This is a genomic window from Caulobacter sp. BP25, assembly GCF_002737755.1.
Lineage (GTDB): Bacteria > Pseudomonadota > Alphaproteobacteria > Caulobacterales > Caulobacteraceae > Caulobacter.
The window spans coordinates 155720-177427 of record NZ_PEGH01000004.1 but is presented as its reverse complement, the minus strand read 5'-3'; the positions used below and the strand labels follow the sequence as shown (position 1 = coordinate 177427).

The window sequence follows — 21708 nt, the reverse complement described above, 5'->3', positions numbered from 1 at the left end:
CTTCTGGGACGGCGCGGGCTTGGGGTAACCTGAAACCGGCGCGTCCGATTCGAGGCTTTCGATCCGCGCCCCGAGTTTTTGGAGCTTAGCTTAAGATGTCCGATCCGCACCGCGGGGCCTATACGCCGCCCACCGACGCGCCTCTGTCGTTCGACGCGCGTCAGCCCGTGCGCGGCGCCCGCCCGCTGCCCATGACCTTGATCATCAGCGCGGTGGTGCTGGTCACGCTGGTTGTCGGCGTGGCGCTGGTCTATCGCGGCGGCATCCGCGATCCCAACGCGCCGCCGCCCGCCGTGGGCAATCAGGTCGCCGAGATGAAGGCGCCGCCGCCGGCGGGCAGCCAGCCCCAGGATCCGGCCTCCGGTCTGCAAATCTATCATAGCGAGGAGCCGCAGCCGTCGGCGACCTTCGCCGCGCCGCCCGAGACGCCGCAGCCGCGTCCGGCCGTTCCGCTGCCCACGGCTCCGGTGCAGACCGCCGCCCTGCCGCCGGCCAAGCCCGCCGCCGCGCCGACCATCGAGTCCCTGGCCACCGACGCCGTGGCCCCCAAGCCCGCGCCGAAGCCGGTTCAAGTCGCCGCCGCGACGCCGCCAGCGCCCAAGCCCGCCGCTGCGGCTCCGGCGCCGGCCGCCGCCGCGCCCAAGCCTGTCGCGACCGCCACTGGTCCCGCGTCGGTGCAGATCGGCGCGCTGTCCTCGCCCGCCCTAGCCGACAAGGCCTGGACCGAGGCCGTGCGTCTGGCTCCCGGCCTTGCCGCCGGCAAGGGCAAGAAGGTCGAGGCTGTCGATCGGAACGGAACCACCCTCTACCGCACCTCGGTCACCGGCTTCCCGACCCGTGAAGCGGCCAAGGCCTTCTGCGAGGCGATCGCCGCCTCGGGCAAGTCCTGCTTCGTCAAATGAGCCTGCTGATGGGCGCCTCTTCCGCCGCCATCCTGGGCTGCGCCGGGACCACGCTGACGGCGGAAGAAGCCGCCTTCTTTAAGGATGTGAAGCCCTGGGGCTTCATCCTGTTCAAGCGCAACATCGCCGACCCCAACCAGGTGCGCGCCTTGACCGCCGCCCTGCGCGAGACGGTCGGGCGTCCCGACGCGCCGATCCTGATCGACCAGGAGGGCGGCCGCGTCGCCCGTCTGCAGCCGCCACACTGGCGGACCTATCCCCCGGGCCGGGCCTATGGCGAGCTGGTCGCCAATGATCCGCTGGTCGCCCGCGAGATCACGCGCCTAGGCGCGCGGCTGATCGCCCACGACCTTCATTCGCTGGGGATCAACGTCGACTGCGTGCCGGTGCTGGACGTGCCGGACCCGCAAGGCCACGAGATCATCGGCGACCGCGCCTATGGCGACACGCCCGAGCAGGTGGCGACCCTGGGCCGCGCGGCGGCCGAGGGTCTGCTGGCCGGCGGCGTTCTGCCGATCATCAAGCATATCCCCGGCCACGGCCGCGCCATGGCCGACAGCCACCTGGAGCTGCCGGTTGTCAAGGCCAAGCTGGCCGAGCTGGACGCCCGCGACTTCGCGCCGTTCCGGGTGCTGTCCGACATGCCGATGGCGATGACCGCCCACGTCGTCTACACGGCCATTGACCGCAAGAACCCGGCGACCACCTCGAAGAAGCTGATCAAGAAAATCATCCGCGAATCCATGGGCTTCGACGGGCTTCTGATGAGCGATGATCTGTCGATGAAGGCGCTGAGCGGCGACTTCAAGCAGCGCGCCAAGGACAGTCTGTCGGCCGGCTGCGACGTCGTCCTGCACTGCAACGGCGATATGGCCGAGATGAAGGCCGTGATGTCGGGCGTCGGTCGGATGTCCAAAGAGGCCCGCCGCCGCGCCCAGGCGGTGATGAACCGGCTGGTCAAGGTTCCCGAGCCCCTCGATGTCGCCGAGGCCCGCGCCCGCTTCGACGCGGCGTTTGACGGAAAGTACGCTTGAGCACGGGCTTTCAGCCCACATTCGACTTCGAGGCCGCTCAGGAAGCGGCCGAAGACGGCGCCGCGCTCGTCATCGACATCGACGGCTACGAAGGCCCGCTGCACGTTCTGCTGGCGCTGGCCCGTAGCCAGAAGGTCGACCTGCTGCAGCTGTCGATCACGCGGCTGGCCGAGCAGTACCTGGCCTTCGTGCAGCAGGCCCGCCGCGTGCGCTTCTCCCTGGCGGCCGACTATCTCGTCATGGCCGCGTGGCTGGCCTATCTGAAGTCCCGCCTGCTGCTGCCAAAGCCCGAACAGCCCAAGGCCGAGGAGCCGCCGGCCGAGGAAATGGCCGCGCAACTGGCTTTCCGCCTCGCCAAGCTGGACGTCATGCGCAAGGCCGTCGAGGCCCTGAAGGAGCGGCCGATCCTGGGGCAAGAGGTCTTCATGCGCGGCGACCCGGAGGCCGTGAAGATCGTCTCCTCGACGCGGCTGGAAGGCGACCTCTATAGCCTGATGAGCGCCTATATCGAGCAGCGCAAACGCGAGCACAGCCGCCACTACGCCCCACGTCCGCCGACCGCCTATCCGCTGGAAGACGCCCGCGACCGCCTCCGCAGCCTGTTGCCGAAAATGGAGGACTGGACGGTCCTGTCCTCCGTCGCGCCAATCGAGCGGGCGCTGGAGGATGACGACGGGCCCACGCCCGCCTCGTATCTGGCCTCAACGCTCTCGGCGTCACTGGAGCTCGTCAAGGAAGGCGTGCTGGAGGCGCGGCAGCTGGAGGCCTTCCAAGACATCTACTTGCGGACCAGGGCGGAGCCGCTGGAGGTTGAGGCGTGAGATCGTTCTCATCTCCGACCTCCCCGGCGAATGCCGGGGCCCAGATCGAGCGCGTTGTCGTCCGACGAACCGACAGAGCGCTTTTCGCATCACCCCAAACCGCTCAGACTGAAACTGGGCCCCGGCATTCGCCGGGGAAATCGGCTATGGGGTGGGCATGACCACCGAGCTGGATCCTCTCTTCGTCGAGCGCTGCATCGAGGCGCTGCTGTTCGCGGCCGCCGAGCCGCTGAGCGACGTCGACCTGGCCAAGCGCCTGCCGGAAGGGGCCGACATCGCCGCCGCGATCGCTAGCCTGCGGGCGCGCTATGCGGGCAGGGGAATCGAACTGGTCGAGGTGGCGGGGCGTTGGCGATTCCAGACGGCCCATGATCTGGCTTTCCTGATGACCGAGGAGCGCGAGGAGCCGCGCCGTCTGTCCAAGGCCGCCCAGGAGACCCTGGCCATCGTCGCCTATCACCAGCCGGTGACCCGCGCCGAGATCGAAGCGGTGCGTGGCGTGCAGGCCAGCCGGGGCACGTTGGACGTGCTGCTGGAGCTGGGGCTGATCCGGATGCGAGGTCGCCGCCGCACGCCGGGCCGGCCGGTGACCTTCGGCACCACCGACGCCTTCCTGGAGCACTATGGTCTGGCTTCTCTGGCTGATCTGCCAGGGATCGCCGAGATGAAGGCCGCAGGCCTGCTGGAGATGAATCTGCCGCCGGGCTTCAACGTGCCGGATCCCTTGGGCCTGCGCGCTGCGGGCGACGAGGAGGACCCGCTGGACCTGGAGGACGGCGAGACGCCCGAGTTCGCGCAAGACTTTTTGGGCGAACCCGAGAAGGCCTGACCCGCTGGCGGGGCCTCATTATCGCGGCCGGGCTGTTGCGCTTGGCTCAGCGCCACGCGAACGCCTATATTGATACAGAGATTGTAACGGCGCGGCTCACGGTCTAAAGCGCCGCTGTCGCAAGGAGCACCGACGCTATGGGTAGCATGAGTTGGATTCACTGGGTGATCGTCATCGGGATCGTCGCCCTGTTGTTTGGTGGTCGCGGCAAGCTCTCGAGCGTCATGGGTGACGCTGCCAAGGGCATCCGGGCGTTCAAGGACGGCCTGAAAGACGACACCAGCAGCGAAGCCGCCGACAACAAGGCCAAGGGCGCGCTGCCGCGCACCGAGGCCGAGGCGGAAGAGCTTCGCAAGTCGTAAGATTTAAGGCGCGCGGAGACGGTCTTCGCGCGTTTTGGTCCACTCTTCCCTCGGGGGGTCTTAAAGCCCCGCCGTTCTAAGGCGCGTCCATGCTTCCTGATATCGGCGGCACAGAACTCCTCGTCATCGCCGCCGTCGCCCTGATCGTGGTGGGTCCCAAGGATCTACCCGCGCTGCTGCGAAAGCTTGGCCAGTTCGTCGGCAAGATGCGAGGCATGGCCTCGGAATTCCGGGCCAGCTTCGACGAGATGGCTCGTCAATCCGAGCTCGACGAGCTGCGTCGCGAGGTCCAGGCCATGCGCACAGGTCAGTTCACCAATCCCGTGCAAGCCGCCGCCGACGCGGTGCGCGAGGGCGGGGCCGATCAGGTGTTCGCCGAGATCGACGCCTCGCTCAGCAGTGGCGCGACCTCGATGCATCCGTACGCGGGGGGGCAGGCGCACGATCCCGCGCCGGCGACCGATCACTCCATCCTGCCGCCGCCAACCGCCGAGATCGTCGAAAAGCCCAAGCGCGCCTCGCGCAAGAAGGCGGACGCCGAGCCCGTGATCGTCGAGCCGGCCAAGGCCCCTCGCAAGCGCGCGGCCGCCAAGAGCGACGCCACCCTCGAGGTTCCAAAGGCCGCTTCCGCGCCGCGTAAGCGTTCGGCCAAGGCCGGCGGCTCCAAAGCTTCGGACATCGTCTCGTGAACGACAAAGCCATCGGAAACGACCACGAGGACGACATCGAGGCCTCGCGCGCGCCTCTGCTGGATCACTTGATCGAGCTGCGCATGCGGCTGATCATCTGCGTGGCCTCGATCGCCGTGGCGTTCGGGGTCTGCTTCGCCTTCGTCAAGCCGATCTTCCTGTTCCTGGTCAGGCCGTTCACGGTGGCCGAGGGGCTGAAAGCCATGGAGGATGCGGGCGGCAAGCATGGGTCGTTCGACCTGCTGCTGGCCCTGGTGGGCCTGAAGACCGTTCCGGCCAGCGCCATGGCGGGGATCACCCTGCAGGCGACCGCGCCGCTGGAGCAGTTCTTCACCAACATCAAGCTTTCGGCGTTCGGGGCGATCATCATCGCGTTTCCGATCATCGCCTGGCAGCTGTATCGCTTCGTCGCGCCGGGTCTCTATAAGAAGGAGCGCAATGCGTTCCTGCCGTTCCTGATCGCCTCGCCGGTTCTGTTTCTGGTCGGCGCGTCGCTGGTCTACTACGTGATGCTGCCGTTCGTGCTGTGGTTCTCGCTAAGCCAGCAGATCGTCGGCGACGGCGTGAAGGTCGTGCTGCAGACGCGGGTCTCTGAGTACCTGACCCTGGTCACCACCCTGCTTCTGGCGTTCGGTCTCAGCTTCCAGCTTCCGGTGGTGCTGTCTCTGGCGGGGCTCGCCGGATTGATCAATTCAGAGATGCTGCGGACAGGGCGTCGCTACGCCATCGTCGCGGTTTTCGTTCTCGCGGCGATCGTCACCCCGCCCGACCCCATCAGCCAGATCACCTTGGCCGTGCCCTTGTGCCTGCTTTACGAGGTCTCGATCTGGTGCGTGTGGCTGATCGAGCGGCGCCGCAAGCGCGAAGACGAAGAGGCCGAAGGCGCCTCGACTTAAGATCGCTTCTCGTCCCCCTGATGGGGATGGGGCAAAGAAAAAGGCCCCGCGACCGAAGTCGCGGGGCCTCTTCATATCGTCTGTCTTGTGTACAGGCTTAGGCGGCGACGCCGGCGCGGGCCTGTTGTTCCGGCTTCGCGATGCGCGCTTGCAGCTGGGCCTTGGCCGAGCGGACGGTGTCGCTGACGCAGGTTTGGTACGACACGACGCTGAAGTTCGGCTGAGCCTTGCACACCGTCTGAGCGGCGGTGCGGATTTCGGCGTGCAGTTGGTCGCGGGTCTTGCCCTTCAGCGAGATACGGACGACCGAGACGCTTTCAGAGGCTTGGGTCTTGCCGGCTTCGCGAGCGCGCAGGATCGAGGCCAGTTGGCGGTTAGCGCTGATGACGGCGCCTTCGATGCAGTCGTCGATTTGCGACTTGGCGGCGGTCGAGCAGACGGTGGCGGCGGCGGTCTTGATTTCGGTTTCCAGTTGGACCGAAGTCTTGTTGCTGACCGAGACGCGAACTTCGTTGGTGGCGGCGCTGGCCGGAGCGGCGACGGCGGCGGCGATGGCGAGGGCGGCGAAAGCGGCGAAGGTCTTCATGGTTCAAAATCCTCTGAATGATCGAGATGGCCGGGGAGGGCCGTAAAGGTCAAAAACGCGTACTGAATTGGTCGCGGCTTTTCGGCGATTGCGATTAAGTCTGGGTGTGGAAGGACGCCTAATTCCCGTTAACAGGTAGGAATTAGGTGCGACGTGCGGTCGCAGGCCCTTTAGGCCTCCCGCTTTCGGAGAGTGCATCGTCTTGAGCCCATAGGGGCGTCGCGGCGCTTGGCGCCCCCGCCGACGCGCCTTAGAGAGGGCGTTTCTCCTACCTCTCCCGAGCTAGCGTTCGATGCACGACATCAAGGCCATCCGCGAAAACACCGAAGCCTTCGAAGCCGCCTGGTCGGCCAAGGGGCGGTCAGGCGCGGCCGCCGAGGCCGTGAAGCTCGACGCCCAGCTGCGCGCGGCCCAGACCACGCTGCAAGAGGCTCAGGCCAAGCGTAACGAAAGCTCCAAGCTGATCGGCATGGCCAAGGCCAAGAAGGACGAGGCCGAGGCCCAGCGCCTGATGGCCGAGGTCGAGACGCTGAAGGGCGTCATGGCCACCGCGGCGGAAGAAGAGGCGAAGGTCGGCGGCCAGTTGAAGGACCTCCTGGCGTCCTTGCCCAACATCCCCGCGCCCGAGGTTCCGGTCGGCGAGGACGAGGCGGGTAACAAGGAGCAGCGCCGCTGGGGCGACGCGTCCAAGCTGCCGGCCGGCAAGCTGAACAAGCCCAAGGACCACGTCGACCTGGGCGCGGCCCTCGGCGGCATGGACTTCGAGGCCGCGGCCCGCATGAGCGGCGCGCGCTTCGTGGTGCTGAAGAAGGAGATCGCCCGCCTGGAGCGTGCGATCGGCCAGTTCATGCTGGACCTGCAGACGGTCGAGCACGGCTACACCGAGGTCAGCCCGCCGCTTCTGGTGAAGGACCATGCTCTATACGGCACGGGTCAGTTGCCCAAGTTCAAGGATGACCTCTTCCGGATTGGGACAGACTGGAATGAAGTAGCGGAGTTGATCGCTGATCACCCCGTTGATGTTCCGAGAACCGCTTTTCCCGATCCTCCAACCTCTCTGGAGCATATGCTCTTAGTCGGCCGACTGGGCGGTGAAGGTCACCACTGGCTGATCCCGACCGCAGAAGTCTCCCTCACCAACATCGTCCGCGAGCAGCTCGTCGCCGAGGAAGAGCTGCCGATGCGGCTGACGGCCCTGACGCCGTCGTTCCGCGCCGAAGCGGGCTCGGCCGGTCGCGACACGCGCGGCATGATCCGTCAGCACCAGTTCTACAAGGTCGAGCTGGTCTCGATCACCACGCCCGACCAGTCCGAGGCCGAGCACCAGCGCATGGTCGAATGCGCCGAGACGGTGCTCAAGAAGCTGGAGCTGCCGTTCCGCACCATGCTGCTCTGCACCGGCGACATGGGTTTTGGCGCCAAGAAGACCTACGACCTCGAGGTCTGGCTGCCGTCGCAGGACATGTACCGCGAGATCAGCTCGTGCTCGAACTGCGGCGACTTCCAGGCCCGCCGCATGGACGCCCGCTATCGCAAGACCGGCGAAAAGGGCGGCCACTTCGTCCATACCCTGAACGGCTCGGGCCTGGCCGTGGGCCGCACGTTGGTGGCGGTGATGGAGAACTACCAGGACGAGGGCGGTCGCATCCATATCCCGGCCGTGCTGCAGCCCTATATGGGCGGGATCACGCACATCGGGGGCGCGGCGTGAGGATTCTCCTCACCAACGATGACGGTATCCACGCGCCGGGCCTGACGGCGCTTGAGACCATCGCCCGCGCACTCAGCGACGATGTCTGGATCTGCGCGCCCGAATACGAGCAGTCGGGCGCCAGCCGTGCGCTGACCCTGGCGGACCCGCTGCGCGTCCGCCGGTTGGACCCGCGCCGCTTCGCCGTCGAGGGCACGCCGACCGACTGCGTGATGATGGGCGTGCAGGAACTGGTCGAGGGGCAAAAGCCCGATCTGGTGCTGTCGGGCGTTAATCGCGGCCAGAACCTCGCCGAGGACGTCACCTTGTCGGGCACCGTGGCCGGCGCGATCGAGGGCATGGCCCTGGGCATCCCGTCGATCGCCCTGTCGCAGTCGATGACCTATTTCCACGACGAGATTGTCGCCCATTGGGAGACGGCCGAAACCTTCGGCCCTGGCATCGTCCAGCGTCTGCTGGAGGTGGGCTGGCCGTCGGACGTGGTGATGAACGTCAACTTCCCGGCCTTGCCGCCAGAGAAGGTCACGACGGTCGAGGTGACTCGCCAGGGCTTCCGCGACGGCCACCTGCGCCATATGGAAAAGCGCACCGATCCGCGCGGCCGCGACTACTACTGGATGGGTTTTACGGCCAAGGCCTCCAGCCCGGCCGAGGGCACCGACCTGCGCGCGGTCTATGATGGCCGAATCTCCGTGACCCCGCTGCACATCGACCTGACGCACTACGAGACCGCTCACGCGCTGAAGGGCGTGCTGGGCGGGGCTCCGCCCAAGCTGAAGGTGGCGGAATGAGCGGACGGACGACCAAGGCGGCCGAAAACGCCAAGGCCGACCTGCCGCGCCTGATGCAGGCCCTGCGCGACCAGGGGGTCACCGACCCCCAGGTGTTGAAGGCTATCGAAACGACGCCGCGCGACCTGTTTACGCCGGACCTGTTCAAGGACCGTTCGTGGGAGGACTCGGCCCTGCCGATCGCCTGCGGCCAGACGATCAGCCAGCCGTTTATCGTGGGCCTGATGACCCAGGCGCTCACGGTCGAGCCGCGCGCAAGAGTGCTGGAGATTGGCACTGGCTCAGGCTACCAGACCACGATCCTCAGCAAGGTCTCGCGCCTCGTCTACACGATCGAGCGCTACCGGACCCTGATGAAGGAAGCCGAGGGCCGCTTCCAGAAGCTGGGCCTGACCAATGTCATCACCAAGTTTGGCGATGGCGGCGAGGGATGGGCCGAACAGGCGCCGTTTGACCGCATTATGGTCACGGCTGCGGCCGAAGATGATCCCAAGAGGCTGCTTTCGCAGCTGAAACCCAATGGCGTGCTGGTCGCGCCGGTGGGGAAGGGGCCTGTTCAGAGCCTTCGCCGCTATGCGGGCGACGGCAAGGGCGGTTTCCGGGTCGAAATCCTGTGCGACGTGCGGTTCGTGCCGCTGCTGGCCGGCGTCGCCAAGGATCAGTGAGTTTGGGGCGTCGGGCGAGGTCCGGCGGCCTTGGTGTTAAGACTTGATTCACCCTGGCGGCGCCTTTTGAAGGCCCGACGGGAAAGGAGACGTCATGAGGCAGTTGTGGACGCAAGCGGCGGTGATCGCCCTGTCGGCTGGAACGCTCTCCGCCTGTGCGACCGCCCCGCAGTATTCAACGCGCGAGGGCCAGGCCCCCGCGTCCGCGATGCGGATGCCCACGCCGAACTTCCCGATCACCCAGCCGCCCGCAAGCGCGCCTCAAGCGGCTGCGCCCCAGGCCGCCGCGCCAGAGACGGGCGCCGAAAGCGACGCCGTGGCGACAGCGCCGATGGTGGCCGCCGCGCCGGCTCCCGCGCCGGTCCAGTCCCAGCCGCTGGCGCCGGTGACCCAGTCCGAACTGCCGCCGCCCGCGCCGGCTCGCGCCGCGCCGCAGCCGGCTCTGCGCGCCATTCCGCCCAAGACCGTCGTCACCACCTCGGTCACCGGCCCCGTGGTCGAGGTCGACGGTAAGGCCCAAGTCCACGTCGTGAAGTCGGGCGACACCCTGACCTCGATCGCCAAGAAGTTCGGCGTCAACGTCAACGACCTGGCCAAGGACAACGACATCAAGAAGGGCCAGACTCTGCGTCTTGGCCAGAAGATCAACGGCCCGGCCAGCGAGCAGAAGGCCTATGTCGTCCAGACGGGCGACACGATGTTCGCGATCGCCAAGCGCTTCAGCGTCACCGCCTCGGCCCTGGCCGAGGAGAATGACCTGTCCACGGGCGCCTCGATCCGGAAGGGGCAGAGGCTCAAGCTGCCCGACGGCTACAAGGACAAGGGCCCGATCAAGACGACCTCGGTGGTTCCGGGAACCGCCGCTGCTCAGACCGAAGTCGCCGAGGAAGAGGCCGCCCCGACCCCGGCGTCGACCCGCGCCAATGCCTCCGCGCGACCTTCGCGCCAATCCGCCGTCGAGCCCACGACCGTCAGCACGACCTCGCTGAGCGTCACCGGCGCCGTGGTCGAGGTGGCCGGCAAGCGCCAGGTCCACACGGTGAAGTCGGGCGACACCCTGACCTCGATCGCCAAGAAGTTCGACGTCAACGTCAACGACCTGGCCGAGGACAACAAGATCAAGAAGGGCCAGACCCTGCGTCTGGGCCAGAAGATCAAGGGGCCGGCCAGCGAGCAGAAGGCCTATGTCGCCCAGTCCGGCGACACCCTGGCCGAGATCGGCAAGCGTTTTGGCGTCACCGCCAGGGCCCTGGCCGCCGAGAACGGCCTGCGGGCTGCCGCCACGATCAAGAAGGGTCAGAAGATCCGACTGCCGGACGGCTTCCGGGACAAGGGGCCGTTGAAGACCACGACCACGGTCGCCAAGCCGTCGCCGACGGAGTCTTCGAACACCTACAACCGCGTGGAGACCCCGACGCCGTCGGCTCCGGCTCCCTACACGCCCAGCGCTCCGCGCCCCAGCGCGCCGGTCGCCGCCCAACCGATCACGCCGCCGGCCTCGTCGCGTCCGATCATCGAGAGCAGCGCCGCCCCGACCGAGGCCGAGATCATCGCCTCGGGGAAGGGCAAGTTCGACTGGCCGTTGCGCGGCGAGGTCATCTCCGACTTCGGCGTGAAGGGCACGGGCCAGCGCAACGATGGCCTGAACATCCGCGCCCCGCAGGGAACGCCGGTCCTGTCCGCCGCCGACGGCGAGATCGCCTATGCCGGCAACCAGGTCCCGACCTTTGGCAACTTGGTGCTGGTCAAACACGCCGACGGCTGGGTGACGGCCTACGCCCATCTCTCCAGCACTGCGGTCAAGATGCGTCAGCAGGTCAAGCAGGGCGAGCAGATTGGCGCGGTCGGCGCCACCGGCGGGGTCAACGAGCCCCAGCTGCACTTCGAGATGCGCTATGCGCCGACGGTCAAGGACAAGGCCAAGCCGGTTGATCCGGCGCTGCTGCTGCCGCGCTAAAAAGAAAGGCCCGCTTCGAAAGAGGCGGGCCTTTTGCTTTTCCGGGCGGCTAGAGGCCTCGCGTCATGAAGACGCTGTTGGGATCGGGCTTGTAGTCGCCAAAAGGCTCGCAGGGTTGGAACCCGTTGCGGGCGTACATGGCGTGCGCGGGAACGAAGAAATCGCTGGCCCCGGTTTCCAGGCTCAAGCGCTGGAGCCCCAGGGCGCGCGCATGGGTCATCAGGTGGTTGAGCACCGCCTGGCCAACGCCCTGGCCTCGGAAGGCCGCCGCCGTATGCATCGACTTGATCTCGCCGTGGGTGGCGTCCAGCCGCTTGAGCGCGCCCACGCCGGCCAGCGTCTCGCCCTCCCAGGCGGCGAAGAAGTCGAGATCGGCCGCGCGCATGGCGTCCAGCGGCATGACGTGGCAGCTCTCCTCCGGGGCGGTGGAGCGCATGGCGGCGAAGTGGTGCGCCAGGAGAGCGATGACCTGGGCGTCCTCGAAGTCTCCGGCGACGATGTGAAGATGCGGCATGACGAGTGTCCTAGATCGCCGTGGTGTTGATGATGAGGTAGCGGGCGACCGACGCGCCGGGATTGCCGATCCGCCGGGCGTCGACGCCGTGGTGGCGCAGGCAGTCGCCCGGAGCCAGGCGATAGGTCTCGGCCTCGATGTCCAGGCTCAGCTCGCCCTCGATCACATAGAAGAACTGTTCGCGGCCGGACGGCGCGTAGCCGTCGCGTCTTGGCCGGTCCAGTTCGTAGCGAATCTCGGCGCCAGGAGGTAGTTCGCCCAACGCCAGCTCGGTGGCGTAGCCCTCGGTGGGCGGAGCGATCAGAGCGCGCACGAAGCCGCTCTCGGGATCGCGCCAGCGCGCGGCCTCGCCTCCGCGTAGCAGTCGGGGCGCATGGGTCTCGACCGCCGCCAGCAGCCGCGACATCGTCAGGCCGTAGGCATTGCAGAGCCGCCCCAGGGCGTTCGCGGTCGGGCTGGTCTCGCCGCGCTCGATCCTGGAAATCGTCGCGCGGCTGAGACCCGTCAAGGCCGCCGCTGCGTCCAGCGACAGGTCGCGCTCGCGGCGAAGGGCCTCCAGACGCGCGGCCAGAGCCTGATCGGCGGTAGTCTCGGGATCGGACGGTGGCACGAAGGAAGCAGGCCTCGACTGGGGTTCTCTAAAACGAGAGAATTTCCCAAATTCGATCGAATTGCAATCGCGCTGTCGCCGCGCGCTTAGCTGGGCAGATTCACGCCAAGCTCGCCCGCCAGGTCGCGCACGAACTGCCAGGCCACGCGGCCTGAGCGGCCGCCGCGTTGGGTCGACCACTGCAAGGCGCGGCGATCCAGGTCGGGCGTCTCCAGGCCGAACCGGTCGCAATAGGCGTGGATGGCGGCCAGATAGGTGTCTTGGTCCATCGGCGGGAAGCCGATCCACAGGCCAAAGCGGTCGGAGACGCTCATCTCCTCCTCGGCGTTCTCGGCGGCGGCGATGGCGCCTTGGCTCTCGACGTGATCGCGCGGCATCAGGTGGCGGCGGTTGGAGGTCGCCACGAACAGCACGTTCTCCGGTGGGCCCGAGACGCCGCCCTCCAGCGCCGACTTCAGGGCCTTGGCGGCCGCCGCGCCGTCCTCGAACGAAAGATCGTCGCACAGGACCACGAAGCGCTCGGACCGGGCGCGCAGCAGATCAAACAGCGGTGGCAGGGCGACGACCTCGTCGCGATCCACCTCGATCAGCTTCAGATCCGGATAGGTGTCGGCCAGGGCCACGAAGGCGGCCTTGGTCACTGAGCTCTTGCCCGTGCCCCGCACGCCCCAGAGCAACACGTGGTTGCTGGGCAGCCCCACAGCGAAGCGGCGCAGATTCTCGACGAACCGCGCCTTTTGTCGGTCGATGCCGACCAGCAGGTCCAGCGACAGCGGATAGTCCGGCGCGGGGACGAAGGCGCCATTGGCGGGCTCATGTCGGAACAGACGCGCGCCCGAGAAGTCCGGCTTGGCCGGAAGGGGCGGGGCCAGGCGCTCCAAGGCGTCGGCGATGCGGGCGAGCAGGGGCGTGGCCGGGTCAGTCATGGTCCGTTCCATACCCTCGCCGGCTCGCATTGCAAAAGGGAAGGCGAACGCATAGCTTCCGCCGACTTGGCGCGACCCTATGTAAGGCGGCGCGCCTTATCGGATTTATTTGGAGTCTCCATGAACAGCCTGAACGCCCAAATCCTGCAGCTCGCCCCCATCCTTCTGATGGTCGTGCTGTTCTATTTCATGCTGATCCGTCCGCAGCAAAAGCGCGCCAAGGAGCATCAGAACATGCTCGCCAACCTGAAGCGCGGCGACAGCGTCGTCCTGTCTTCGGGTGTGCTGGGCAAGATCGTGCGCGTCGAAGACAAGGAAGTGGGCGTCGAGATCGCCCAGGGCGTCACCGTGAAGGTCGTTAAGGGCATGATCACGGAAGTCCGCGCCAAGGGCGAGCCGGCTGCCGCCAACGACGCCAAGACCTGATCCAAGCGGTCTTGTCGCAAGAGGGTCTCTCGGTTCGGAACGATCACCGGCCGAGGGGCTCCGACTACCGATTTGAAGCCTCGCGTCATGCAAGTTTCGCTGATGCGGGCTCCAGCGCCAAACTCCGGGCGTCGAAAGGCGTCGTTCCGAGCTCGTATCCATGCTGACACTGTCCCGCTGGAAGATTGTCCTGGTCACCTTGTCGGTGATCTTCGGCATTCTGTTCACCCTGCCCAATCTCTTGCCGCAGAAGACGCTGGACGGCTTTCCGGGCTGGCTTCCCAAGCAGAAGCTGAACCTGGGTCTCGACCTGCAGGGCGGCTCGTACCTGATGTACGAGGTCGACACGACGGCGCTGCGCCAGGAACGGCTGAAGAATCTGGTCGAGGACGTCCGCACGGTTCTGCGGGGCGAGCAGATCGCCTTCGCCGAACTGGCCGAGGTCGATGGGACGGTTCGCCTGCGGATCACTGACGCGGGCAGGGTGGATGACGCCGCGAACCTTCTGCGCCGTTCGGTCGGCTCGCCGTTCGCCGGCTCGGTGAGCGGACGCGACGTGTCCGTCGCCAAGCGCGACGATCAGCGTCTGGAAGTCTCTTTCGTCCCCGAAGCGGCCGCCAATGACGCGGCCATGGCCGTCGAGCAGAGCATCGAGACCATCCGCCGCCGGATCGACAGCCTGGGCACCAAGGAACCGAACATCACCCGTCAGGGGACCGACCGCATCGTCATCCAGGCGGCGGGCGAGAGCGATCCAGAACGTCTGAAGGCGGTCGTCGGCAAGACCGCCAAGCTGACCTTCCAGATGGTCGATGACAGCGTTACGCCCGGGGATATCGCGGCTGGCCGGATTCCTCCGGGCTCCGAGGTGCTGCCTGGCGACGACTTGCAGCCCGTCTATGTCGTGCGGAAGCGGGCGCTGGTCTCGGGTGACGAACTGGTTGATTCTCGTCAGAGCTTCGACGAGCGGGGCGCTCCGGCCGTCTCGTTCAAGTTCAATGGCTCTGGATCGCGCAAGTTCGGCGACGCCACGGCTCGCAACGTCGGCAAGCGCTTCGCGATCGTTCTGGACGGTCGCGTGATCTCGGCGCCGGTGATCAACGGCGCTATCCCTGGCGGCTCGGGCATCATCACCGGATCCTTCACGGTTCAGAGCGCGTCCGACCTTGCGCTGTTGCTGCGCTCGGGCGCGCTTCCCGCGCCGCTTAAGGTGGAGCAACAGAACACCGTCGGCGCCGAGCTGGGCGCGGACGCCGTGCGCGCTGGTGCCGTCTCCACGCTCGTCGCCTTCATCACCATCGTCGTTTTCATGATCCTCAGCTACGGGCTGCTGTTCGGCGGGATTTCGGTCATCGCGCTGGTGATCAACGGCATGCTGATCGTGGCGGCGATGTCGCTGACCCAGGCGACCCTTACGCTGCCGGGTATCGCCGGTCTGATCCTGACCCTCGCCGTGGCCGTCGACGCCAACGTCCTGATCTATGAGCGGATGCGCGACGAGGCCCGAGCCGGCAAATCGCCGATCATGGCGGCCGATGCGGGTTTCTCGCGCGCCATGACCACGATCGTCGACGCCAACATCACCACTCTGGTGGCGGCGGGCATCATGTTCGCGTTCGGCGCCGGTCCTGTTCGGGGCTTTGCCTGGACCCTGTCGATCGGCGTGTTCACCTCGGTGTTCACCGCCGTGCTGGTCAGCCAGCTTCTCATCGGCTGGTGGTTCCGCGCCGCCCGCCCCAAAAAACTTCCGATCTGAGTGAGCGCACCTATGGCCTGGCCCCTAATCAAGCTGCTCCCGCAGAAGACCAACCTCACCTTCGTCAAGTTCGCCCGCGTCATGGCGGTGATCAGCGCTACCCTGGTGGTCGCTTCGCTGATCGGCGTGTTCAAGCCTGGGCTGAACCTCGGCATCGACTTCAAGGGCGGCTCCGTCATGGAAGTCTCGACCGCCCCGCGCGCGGTCGATCTGGCCAAGGTTCGCACTACGCTCGAAGCTCAAGGTCTGGGTGATGTGCAGGTGCAAGCCTTCGGCGGCCCTGATCGCGCCCTTGTGCGGTTCCAGACGCCTGCCGGCGGCGACCCTGGCGTCACCCTGACGAACGTCAAGAACGCCCTGAAGCAGTCCCTGGGCGACCCCGTGCAGTTCATCAACCCTTCGGCGGTCGGCCCCAAGATTTCGGGCGAGTTGTTCCGCAGCGGCATCATCGCCCTGGCGCTCGCTGTGGGCCTGATGTTTCTCTACATCTGGTTCCGCTTCGAGCCGCAGTTTGGCCTGGGCGCCGTCGCAGGCCTTTTGCACGACCTGATCCTGACCTTCGGCTTCATCGTGCTGTTCAAGATCGAGTTCAGCCTCAACACCGTGGCCGCGCTGCTGACGGTGATCGGCTATTCAATGAACGACACCGTCGTCGTGTTCGACCGCCTGCGCGAGAACCTGCGCAAGTACAAGAAGATGCCTCTGAAGGACGTGATCGACCTGTCGATCAACGAGATTGTCTCGCGCACGATCATCACCGGCGTCACGGCGATCATGGCCTTGACGGGTTTGGCGGTCTTCGGCGGCGAGGCGCTGTTTGGCTTCTCAGTCGTCATGATCTTCGGCATCGCGGTCGGCACCTATTCGTCGATCTATGTCGGCGCGCCGATCATCCTGCTGTGGGGCGTCAAGCGCGGCGACGACGACGCTTCGCCGGTCAAGTTCGGCGCGGCCTCGCAGCCCTGATGCGCCAGCCGCCGTCTATCGACGCCTGGGGCGGCGGGGGCTTTCGAGTCTCCGGCGTCTGGCGTCCCGGCTCGCTGCTGGTCCTGGACGACCAGCCGCGCGACTGGGCCGTCGGGGCCCTGGCTGACCTGACCCCCGAGTCGTTCGCCGAGGTCTTCGCCGCCGGCGGGGCGGTGGAGTTCGTGCTTTTGGGCGTTGGTCTTGCGAACGCCTTGCCGCCGCGTCCCGTCCGTGACGCCCTGAAGGCGGCCGGCATCGGTCTCGAGTTCATGAGCACCGAGGCCGCCGCGCGAACCTATAATGTGCTGGCCAGCGAGGGCCGGCGGCTGGCGGCGGCCCTGATCGCGGTCTGAGTTTCCCAGAGCGCCGGTCTCCGGCTTTGCCCGACTCCCAAAACACCCCTATGGTCCCTCCAAGCAAAAGGGATCCGAGGGGGAAACCGATGTCTGGACTGCTTTCCAACTTCCGCAACACAATCATCGTCAGCTTCGTGCTGGCGCTGGTCATTGTCATTGGTTACGGCCACAGCCCGCAGGGCTATGGCGAGGCCTATTTCCAGGCCATCTTCCGCTGGCTGCACGTGCTGTTCGGCATCCTGTGGATCGGGCTGCTGTACTACTTCAACTTCGTGCAGATCCGGATGATGCCGCAGATCCCGGCCGAGCTGAAGCCGGCGGTCAGCAAGTACATCGCGCCCGAGGCTTTGTTCTGGTTCCGCTGGGCCGCCCTGGCGACCTGGGTCATGGGCGTCGTCCTGGCCTATAGCCGCGGCTATCTGCTGGAAGCCTTCACCCTGGGCCTGGCCGGCGGCTACACGCCCGGCGCGGACATGGGCTTTACCTTCATCGGCACCGGCATGTGGCTGGCCACGGTGATGTTCTTCAACGTTTGGGTCTTCATCTGGCCGAACCAGAAGATCGCGCTGGGCATCGTCGAGGCCGACGCGGACGCCAAAGCCAAGGCGGCCAAGACCGCCATGCTGTTCTCGCGCACCAACACCCTGCTCAGCATCCCGATGCTGGCGACCATGGCGATGAACCAGACGCTGTTTGGCTAAACACACACCACAAATCGTGTAAGGGGAGGGCCCGTCATCTCGACGGGCCCTTTCTTTTTGAGCTCATGGCCGACACTGAAACCCTCGACGACCTCGTCCGCCGCGTCGATCCGGACCGCTGGCTGACGACCCGCTTCATCGCAGACCCCGCCGCGCGCGCCGACGTGATCGCGCTGTATGGCCTGAACTACGAGCTGGCCCGCGTCGCCGGCGGCGTCTCCAACGCCCTGATGGGCGAGATTCGCATCACCTGGTGGCGCGAGGCCATGGAAGAGATCGCGGCCGGCAAGACGCCGCGCAAGCATCCCAATGTCGAGGTCCTGGCCGCGTCGGACTTCGATCCGAACGCCCTGGCCGCCTTGGCCGACGCCCGCTTTACCGACCTGGATGAAGGCCCGCTGAAGGACGAGGCGGCGGTGATGGCCTATGTCGACGGCACCGCCGGGGCGCTGGCGGTGCTGGCTGCGCGGCGGCTTGATGCGAACGCCGACCCGCACGCCGTGAAGGGCGCGGCGAGAGCTTGGGGCCTGGCGGGGCTTTGGCGGCTGAAGTCGGCGGGGCGCTCGCGTCTGCCTGAGGATTGGACGCAAGACCAGGTGAAGCAGCGGGTCGAGGCGCAGCTGAAGGCGGCGCGCGGCGAGGTGAGGGGACTCTCGGTGGCGGCGTTCCCCGCCGTGGCGCCGGCCGCCCTGGCGCGCGCCTATGTGTCGGGCCGCGAGATGGGCGAGCTCGAGAAGAAGGCGCGGCTGACCTTCGCTGTGGCGACGGGGCGGCTGTAGCGCCCCCTCCGTCGCGCTGCGTATCCGCAGCGCGCCACCTCCCCCGCGATGCGGGTGAGGAGGAGGCGTCATCCTCCCCCGTGGAACGGTGGAGGGGGACCGCGAAGCGGTGGAGGGGGCGCTAAGAGGCGATCACTTCCCCGGCCGCGTGTTCCCCGTCCACTGGTCCAGCCAGTCCAGCACTTCCTTGTGCCACTGGACCGAGTTCTGGGCCTTCAGTACCCAGTGGTTTTCGTTGGGGAAATACAGCAGCTTGCTGGGCACGCCCTTGCGCTGCAGGGCCGTGAAGGTCGCCAGGCCCTGTTCGACCGGGACGCGGTAGTCGAGCTGGCCCTGGATCACCAGTTGCGGCTTGACCCACTTGTCCACGTGAAGGGCGGGATTGAAGGTCTCGTAGGTCGTGCCCGGGCTCCAGGGCGTGCCGCCGTTCTCCCACTCGGTGAACCACAGCTCTTCGGTCGAGTAGCCCATGGCGCGGGTGTCGAAAATCCCGTCGTGATTGACCAGGCACTTCCAGGGCGCATTCCACTTCCCGGCGATCCAGTTGATCATGTAGCCGCCGTATGAGGCGCCCAGAGCGCAGGCGCGGTCGGCGTCCAGGAAGGCGTACTTCTGGGTCGTGAAAGCCCAGCCCTTCTGCAGATCTTCCAGCGGGCGGTCGCCCCAGTGCTGGCTGATCGAGTCGGTGAAGGCCTGGCCATATCCAGTCGAGCCGTGGAAGTCGATCATCACCACGGCGTAGCCGGCGTTGGCGTAGACCTGCGGGTTCCAGCGATAGGACCAGGCGTTGCTGAACGAGCCCTGCGGCCCGCCGTGGATCAGGAAGGCCACGGGGTACTTCTTGGCGGGGTCGAAATTGGCGGGTTTCACGAGGAAGCCGTGGACCGTCTCGTCGTTCCAGCCCTTGAAGCTGAACTGCTCGGGTTCGCCCCAGGCGACGGTCTTCAAGGCGTCACTGGATACGCTGGCCACCTTCGTCGCCGGGCCCTTCGCCGGCAGAACGAACAGCTCGGAAGGGCTCTTCAGCGAGTCGGAGGCGTAGACGAGGCCGCTGGGGCCAACGTCGAAGGCGCTGACGTGGCCCTCGCCGGTCAGGGCCGTGACCTTGCCGGTCTTGACGTCGATCGCGAACAGCTTGCCTTGGCCGACGTCGAGGGCGGTGGCGTAGATCGTCTTGCCATCGCGGCTCCAGGCGATCGCGTCGGCCGAGCGGTCCCAGGTCGGCGCCAGTTCACGCTCTTGGCTCGTGGCCATGTCGCGAATGACGACGCCGAAGCGGTCGGCCTCGAAGCCTGGGCGCTTCATGGCGCGGTACGCGGCGAACTTGCCGTCAGGCGAGAACACCGGCGCTGCGTCCCAGGCCTTGTTGCCGGCGGTGAGGTTCTGGAGGCGCTCGGAACCGTCCAGCGGCGCGCTCCAGACGTCGAAGTTTGTGGTCCAGGCCTCGTCCTTGCCGGCGACCTTGGCGGAGAAGGCGACCGTCTTGCCGTCGGGCGTGATCGTGAAGTCCTCGTCGCCGCCGAAGGGCTTGGTGGGGCTGTCGCCGTCGAAGCCCTTCATCAGGTTGATCGGCTGCCCGGTCGCTACGCCGACGGTGTCCAAGGCGTAGGCGAACAGATGGTTGCGCGTGCCGTCCGCCCAGGTGTCCCAATGGCGGACGAACAGGCGATCATAGACGACGCCGGTGGCCTTGGTCGCGGTCTTGGCGGCCAGACGCGCCTCGGTGCAGGCGAAGTCGGCGCAGTCGGGGAACACGGCCAGGGCCACGACGATCGTTTTGCCATCCGAAGCGACCCTATAGGCCTGGACGTCGAACGGCGTCGCGGTGACCTGCGTTGCGGTCTCGCCCGTGACGTCGGTCTTGAAGACCTGATCGGTTCCGCCCGAGCGGCCCGACACGAAGTAGATCGACTTGCCGTCGGCGCTCCAGCGTCCGCCGCTGGCGCCGCCATCCGAAACCTTCAGACGGCGCGGCGCGATCTTGGCCTTCAGGTCGGCGATCCACAGGGACATCGAGGCCTTATTGGCCGGGTAGTCCATGGTCCGCACCGAATAGAGAACGTAACGGCCGTCGGGCGAGACACGCGGGTCGCTCAGGCGATCCAGGCTCGCCATGTCCTTGGCCGTGAAGACTTGAGGCTTTGATGGCGGGGTCTGGGCGTGGGCAGTTCCGACCAAGGCCATGGACAGCGCAGCGGCGGAGGCGGCGAAACGCAAGCTCTTGATCATGAAACCGAAAATCCCGGAAGCGGTTATGCCTTTGGCGGCGGAGCCTAGTCCCGCTTTTCGCCCGCCGCTAGAGCGTGACTTCAAGACTTCACCGCGTGCGGATCATCGACCGATGTTCTGTTTCTCTGTGCGCGCGCCCGTAATAAAAGTGAAACAAAGTCATAGCCTTAGGGCGTAACAATCCGAAACAGGACTTGCTTTGCCGCGACGCAGCATCACTCCTACATGCTAACTCGGGGCGAAAACGGCGGGTCTAGGCCTGTCCGTCTAGCAGTAAGGGTCTCTAGTGTCGGCTTCGGGTTATTTTCAGCACACGGTCGCAGGACCGGTGATCTTCGCGGGGATTGGCCTGCATACCGGCGCGCACGTTCGCGTCGTGGTGCGTCCGGCGGCTCCCGAAGCGGGGATCGTCTTCGTGCGGACCGACGTGCATGACCGGGACAATCGCGTTCCCGTCACCGCCGAGGCGGTGTGCCAGACGCAACTGGGCACGGTGATCGGCAACGGCGCCGACGTTCGCGTCTCGACCATCGAGCACCTGATGGCGGCTCTCGCTGCCCTGTCGATCGACAACTGCGTCGTCGAGCTGGACGGCCCGGAAGTGCCGATCATGGACGGCTCGTCCGAGCCCTTCGTCCAGATTCTGGACCGCGCCGGCCGCCGCAAGCAGGAAGCTGTCCGCCAGTACATCGAGATCCTGTCGCCGATCACGGTCGAAGACGGCGACAAGCGCGCCGCGCTTCTGCCGGCCGACCGATTCGAAGTCGCCTTCGAGATCGCCTTCGGCAGCAAGGCCATTGGTTGCCAGGTCGTCGACTTGGCCATCGACGAAGAATCGTTCCGTGCGGAGCTGTCCAACTGCCGCACCTTCGGCTTCCTGCGGGACGTCGAAGCCCTGCGCGCGATGGGCCTGGCTCGCGGTGGCTCGATGGAAAACGCCGTCGTGATCGACGGTGACCGCGTGCTCAATCCCGAAGGCCTGCGCCGCAAGGACGAGTTCGTTCGCCACAAGGCGTTGGACGCCATCGGCGATCTTTATGTGCTGGGTAAGCCGATCCTCGGCCGCTTCGAAGGCGTTCTGGCCGGTCATGGCCTCAATAACGCCGTGGTTCGGGCGTTGCTGTCCCAGCCGCGCGCTTGGCGCCTGCGCGCCCTCGCGTCGGAACTGGCTGAAGCGGTTTAAGAGCGACTCCTCAAGTCGA

Annotated in this window: 23 protein-coding genes; 18 read left to right on the top strand and 5 right to left on the bottom strand. The window is 66.6% G+C overall.

Translation table 11 applies throughout. From position 1 onward, the window contains the following. Nucleotides 1-95: 95 nt before the first annotated feature. The 7 genes from CSW59_RS02090 to tatC all read left to right on the top strand — a co-directional run bounded on the left by CSW59_RS02090 (nt 96) and on the right by tatC (nt 5533). Nucleotides 96-902 (top strand): SPOR domain-containing protein, encoded by an 807-nt coding sequence (locus CSW59_RS02090; protein WP_099442465.1) that lies wholly within the window; start codon nt 96-98, stop codon nt 900-902. Continuing rightward, nucleotides 899-1936: a beta-N-acetylhexosaminidase gene (gene nagZ / locus CSW59_RS02085; RefSeq protein ID WP_201722696.1), complete on the top strand. Its 1038-nt coding sequence runs from the start codon at nt 899-901 to the stop codon at nt 1934-1936. Before CSW59_RS02090 ends, nagZ begins: the two co-directional genes overlap by 4 nt. Continuing rightward, nucleotides 1933-2757 carry a ScpA family protein gene (locus tag CSW59_RS02080; protein ID WP_099442464.1) on the top strand — a complete coding sequence of 275 codons (825 nt, stop codon included), beginning with the start codon at nt 1933-1935 and terminating at the stop codon, nt 2755-2757. The genes nagZ and CSW59_RS02080 overlap by 4 nt, the downstream gene beginning before the upstream one ends. A gap of 157 nt (nt 2758-2914) precedes the next feature. Continuing rightward, nucleotides 2915-3586 (top strand): SMC-Scp complex subunit ScpB, encoded by a 672-nt coding sequence (scpB, locus tag CSW59_RS02075; RefSeq protein WP_099442463.1) that lies wholly within the window; start codon nt 2915-2917, stop codon nt 3584-3586. A gap of 137 nt (nt 3587-3723) precedes the next feature. Beyond that, nucleotides 3724-3948 carry a twin-arginine translocase TatA/TatE family subunit gene (gene tatA, locus CSW59_RS02070; protein WP_099442462.1) on the top strand — a complete coding sequence of 75 codons (225 nt, stop codon included), beginning with the start codon at nt 3724-3726 and terminating at the stop codon, nt 3946-3948. An 89-nt stretch (nt 3949-4037) separates the two neighbouring features. After that, nucleotides 4038-4637 carry a Sec-independent protein translocase protein TatB gene (tatB, locus tag CSW59_RS02065; RefSeq protein WP_099442461.1) on the top strand — a complete coding sequence of 200 codons (600 nt, stop codon included), beginning with the start codon at nt 4038-4040 and terminating at the stop codon, nt 4635-4637. After that, nucleotides 4634-5533: a twin-arginine translocase subunit TatC gene (tatC, locus tag CSW59_RS02060; protein ID WP_099442460.1), complete on the top strand. Its 900-nt coding sequence runs from the start codon at nt 4634-4636 to the stop codon at nt 5531-5533. Before tatB ends, tatC begins: the two co-directional genes overlap by 4 nt. Nucleotides 5534-5630: 97 nt before the next feature. Here tatC and CSW59_RS02055 read toward each other — a convergent pair whose 3' ends face one another. Further along, the gene (locus CSW59_RS02055) at nt 5631-6119 is read right to left on the bottom strand and encodes a UrcA family protein (protein ID WP_099442459.1); all 489 of its coding nucleotides are present in this window, start codon (nt 6117-6119) and stop codon (nt 5631-5633) included. Between the two features lie 292 nt (nt 6120-6411). On the opposite strand from CSW59_RS02055, the gene serS reads away from it, so the two are divergent. The 4 genes from serS to CSW59_RS02035 all read left to right on the top strand — a co-directional run bounded on the left by serS (nt 6412) and on the right by CSW59_RS02035 (nt 11243). Next, a complete protein-coding gene (gene serS, locus CSW59_RS02050; protein ID WP_099442458.1) occupies nt 6412-7830 on the top strand; it encodes a serine--tRNA ligase in 1419 nt (472 codons plus the stop codon). Beyond that, nucleotides 7827-8621, top strand: a complete 795-nt coding sequence (gene surE, locus CSW59_RS02045) for a 5'/3'-nucleotidase SurE (RefSeq protein ID WP_099442457.1) — start codon at nt 7827-7829, stop codon at nt 8619-8621. The genes serS and surE overlap by 4 nt, the downstream gene beginning before the upstream one ends. Next, nucleotides 8618-9286 carry a protein-L-isoaspartate(D-aspartate) O-methyltransferase gene (locus tag CSW59_RS02040; protein WP_013078589.1) on the top strand — a complete coding sequence of 223 codons (669 nt, stop codon included), beginning with the start codon at nt 8618-8620 and terminating at the stop codon, nt 9284-9286. The genes surE and CSW59_RS02040 overlap by 4 nt, the downstream gene beginning before the upstream one ends. A 94-nt stretch (nt 9287-9380) precedes the next feature. Next, nucleotides 9381-11243, top strand: a complete 1863-nt coding sequence (locus tag CSW59_RS02035; protein WP_099442456.1) for a LysM peptidoglycan-binding domain-containing protein — start codon at nt 9381-9383, stop codon at nt 11241-11243. A 49-nt stretch (nt 11244-11292) separates the two neighbouring features. On the opposite strand, the gene CSW59_RS02030 is transcribed toward CSW59_RS02035, so the two are convergent. The 3 genes from CSW59_RS02030 to CSW59_RS02020 form a co-directional block, all read right to left on the bottom strand. Beyond that, entirely contained in the window at nt 11293-11757 is a 465-nt protein-coding gene (locus CSW59_RS02030; RefSeq protein WP_099442455.1) for a GNAT family N-acetyltransferase, read from the bottom strand. Between the two features lie 10 nt (nt 11758-11767). After that, complete coding sequence (locus CSW59_RS02025; protein WP_099442454.1) at nt 11768-12367, bottom strand: XRE family transcriptional regulator; 600 nt, start codon at nt 12365-12367, stop codon at nt 11768-11770. Between the two features lie 86 nt (nt 12368-12453). Then, entirely contained in the window at nt 12454-13293 is an 840-nt protein-coding gene (locus tag CSW59_RS02020; RefSeq protein ID WP_201722695.1) for an ATP-binding protein, read from the bottom strand. A gap of 120 nt (nt 13294-13413) precedes the next feature. Here CSW59_RS02020 and yajC point away from each other — a divergent pair, with 120 nt between their 5' ends. The 6 genes from yajC to CSW59_RS01990 all read left to right on the top strand — a co-directional run bounded on the left by yajC (nt 13414) and on the right by CSW59_RS01990 (nt 18277). Next, nucleotides 13414-13719, top strand: coding sequence for a preprotein translocase subunit YajC (gene yajC / locus CSW59_RS02015; protein ID WP_099442452.1), 306 nt, complete (start codon nt 13414-13416; stop codon nt 13717-13719). Between the two features lie 160 nt (nt 13720-13879). Further along, entirely contained in the window at nt 13880-15475 is a 1596-nt protein-coding gene (gene secD / locus CSW59_RS02010) for a protein translocase subunit SecD (RefSeq protein WP_099442451.1), read from the top strand. Then, on the top strand, nt 15476-16441 hold the full coding sequence (secF, locus tag CSW59_RS02005) for a protein translocase subunit SecF (protein WP_201722694.1): 966 nt from the start codon (nt 15476-15478) through the stop codon (nt 16439-16441). It abuts the gene before it with no gap. Then, nucleotides 16441-16794 carry an Mth938-like domain-containing protein gene (locus CSW59_RS02000; RefSeq protein WP_099442449.1) on the top strand — a complete coding sequence of 118 codons (354 nt, stop codon included), beginning with the start codon at nt 16441-16443 and terminating at the stop codon, nt 16792-16794. Before secF ends, CSW59_RS02000 begins: the two co-directional genes overlap by 1 nt. An 89-nt stretch (nt 16795-16883) precedes the next feature. After that, nucleotides 16884-17498, top strand: a complete 615-nt coding sequence (locus tag CSW59_RS01995) for a urate hydroxylase PuuD (protein WP_099442448.1) — start codon at nt 16884-16886, stop codon at nt 17496-17498. Between the two features lie 65 nt (nt 17499-17563). Beyond that, on the top strand, nt 17564-18277 hold the full coding sequence (locus CSW59_RS01990; protein ID WP_099442447.1) for a squalene/phytoene synthase family protein: 714 nt from the start codon (nt 17564-17566) through the stop codon (nt 18275-18277). Between the two features lie 132 nt (nt 18278-18409). Here CSW59_RS01990 and CSW59_RS01985 read toward each other — a convergent pair whose 3' ends face one another. Beyond that, entirely contained in the window at nt 18410-20506 is a 2097-nt protein-coding gene (locus CSW59_RS01985) for a S9 family peptidase (RefSeq protein WP_099442446.1), read from the bottom strand. Nucleotides 20507-20792: 286 nt separating this feature from the next. On the opposite strand from CSW59_RS01985, the gene lpxC reads away from it, so the two are divergent. Continuing rightward, on the top strand, nt 20793-21689 hold the full coding sequence (lpxC, locus tag CSW59_RS01980) for a UDP-3-O-acyl-N-acetylglucosamine deacetylase (RefSeq protein ID WP_099442445.1): 897 nt from the start codon (nt 20793-20795) through the stop codon (nt 21687-21689). The last annotated feature ends 19 nt before the right edge of the window (nt 21690-21708 follow it).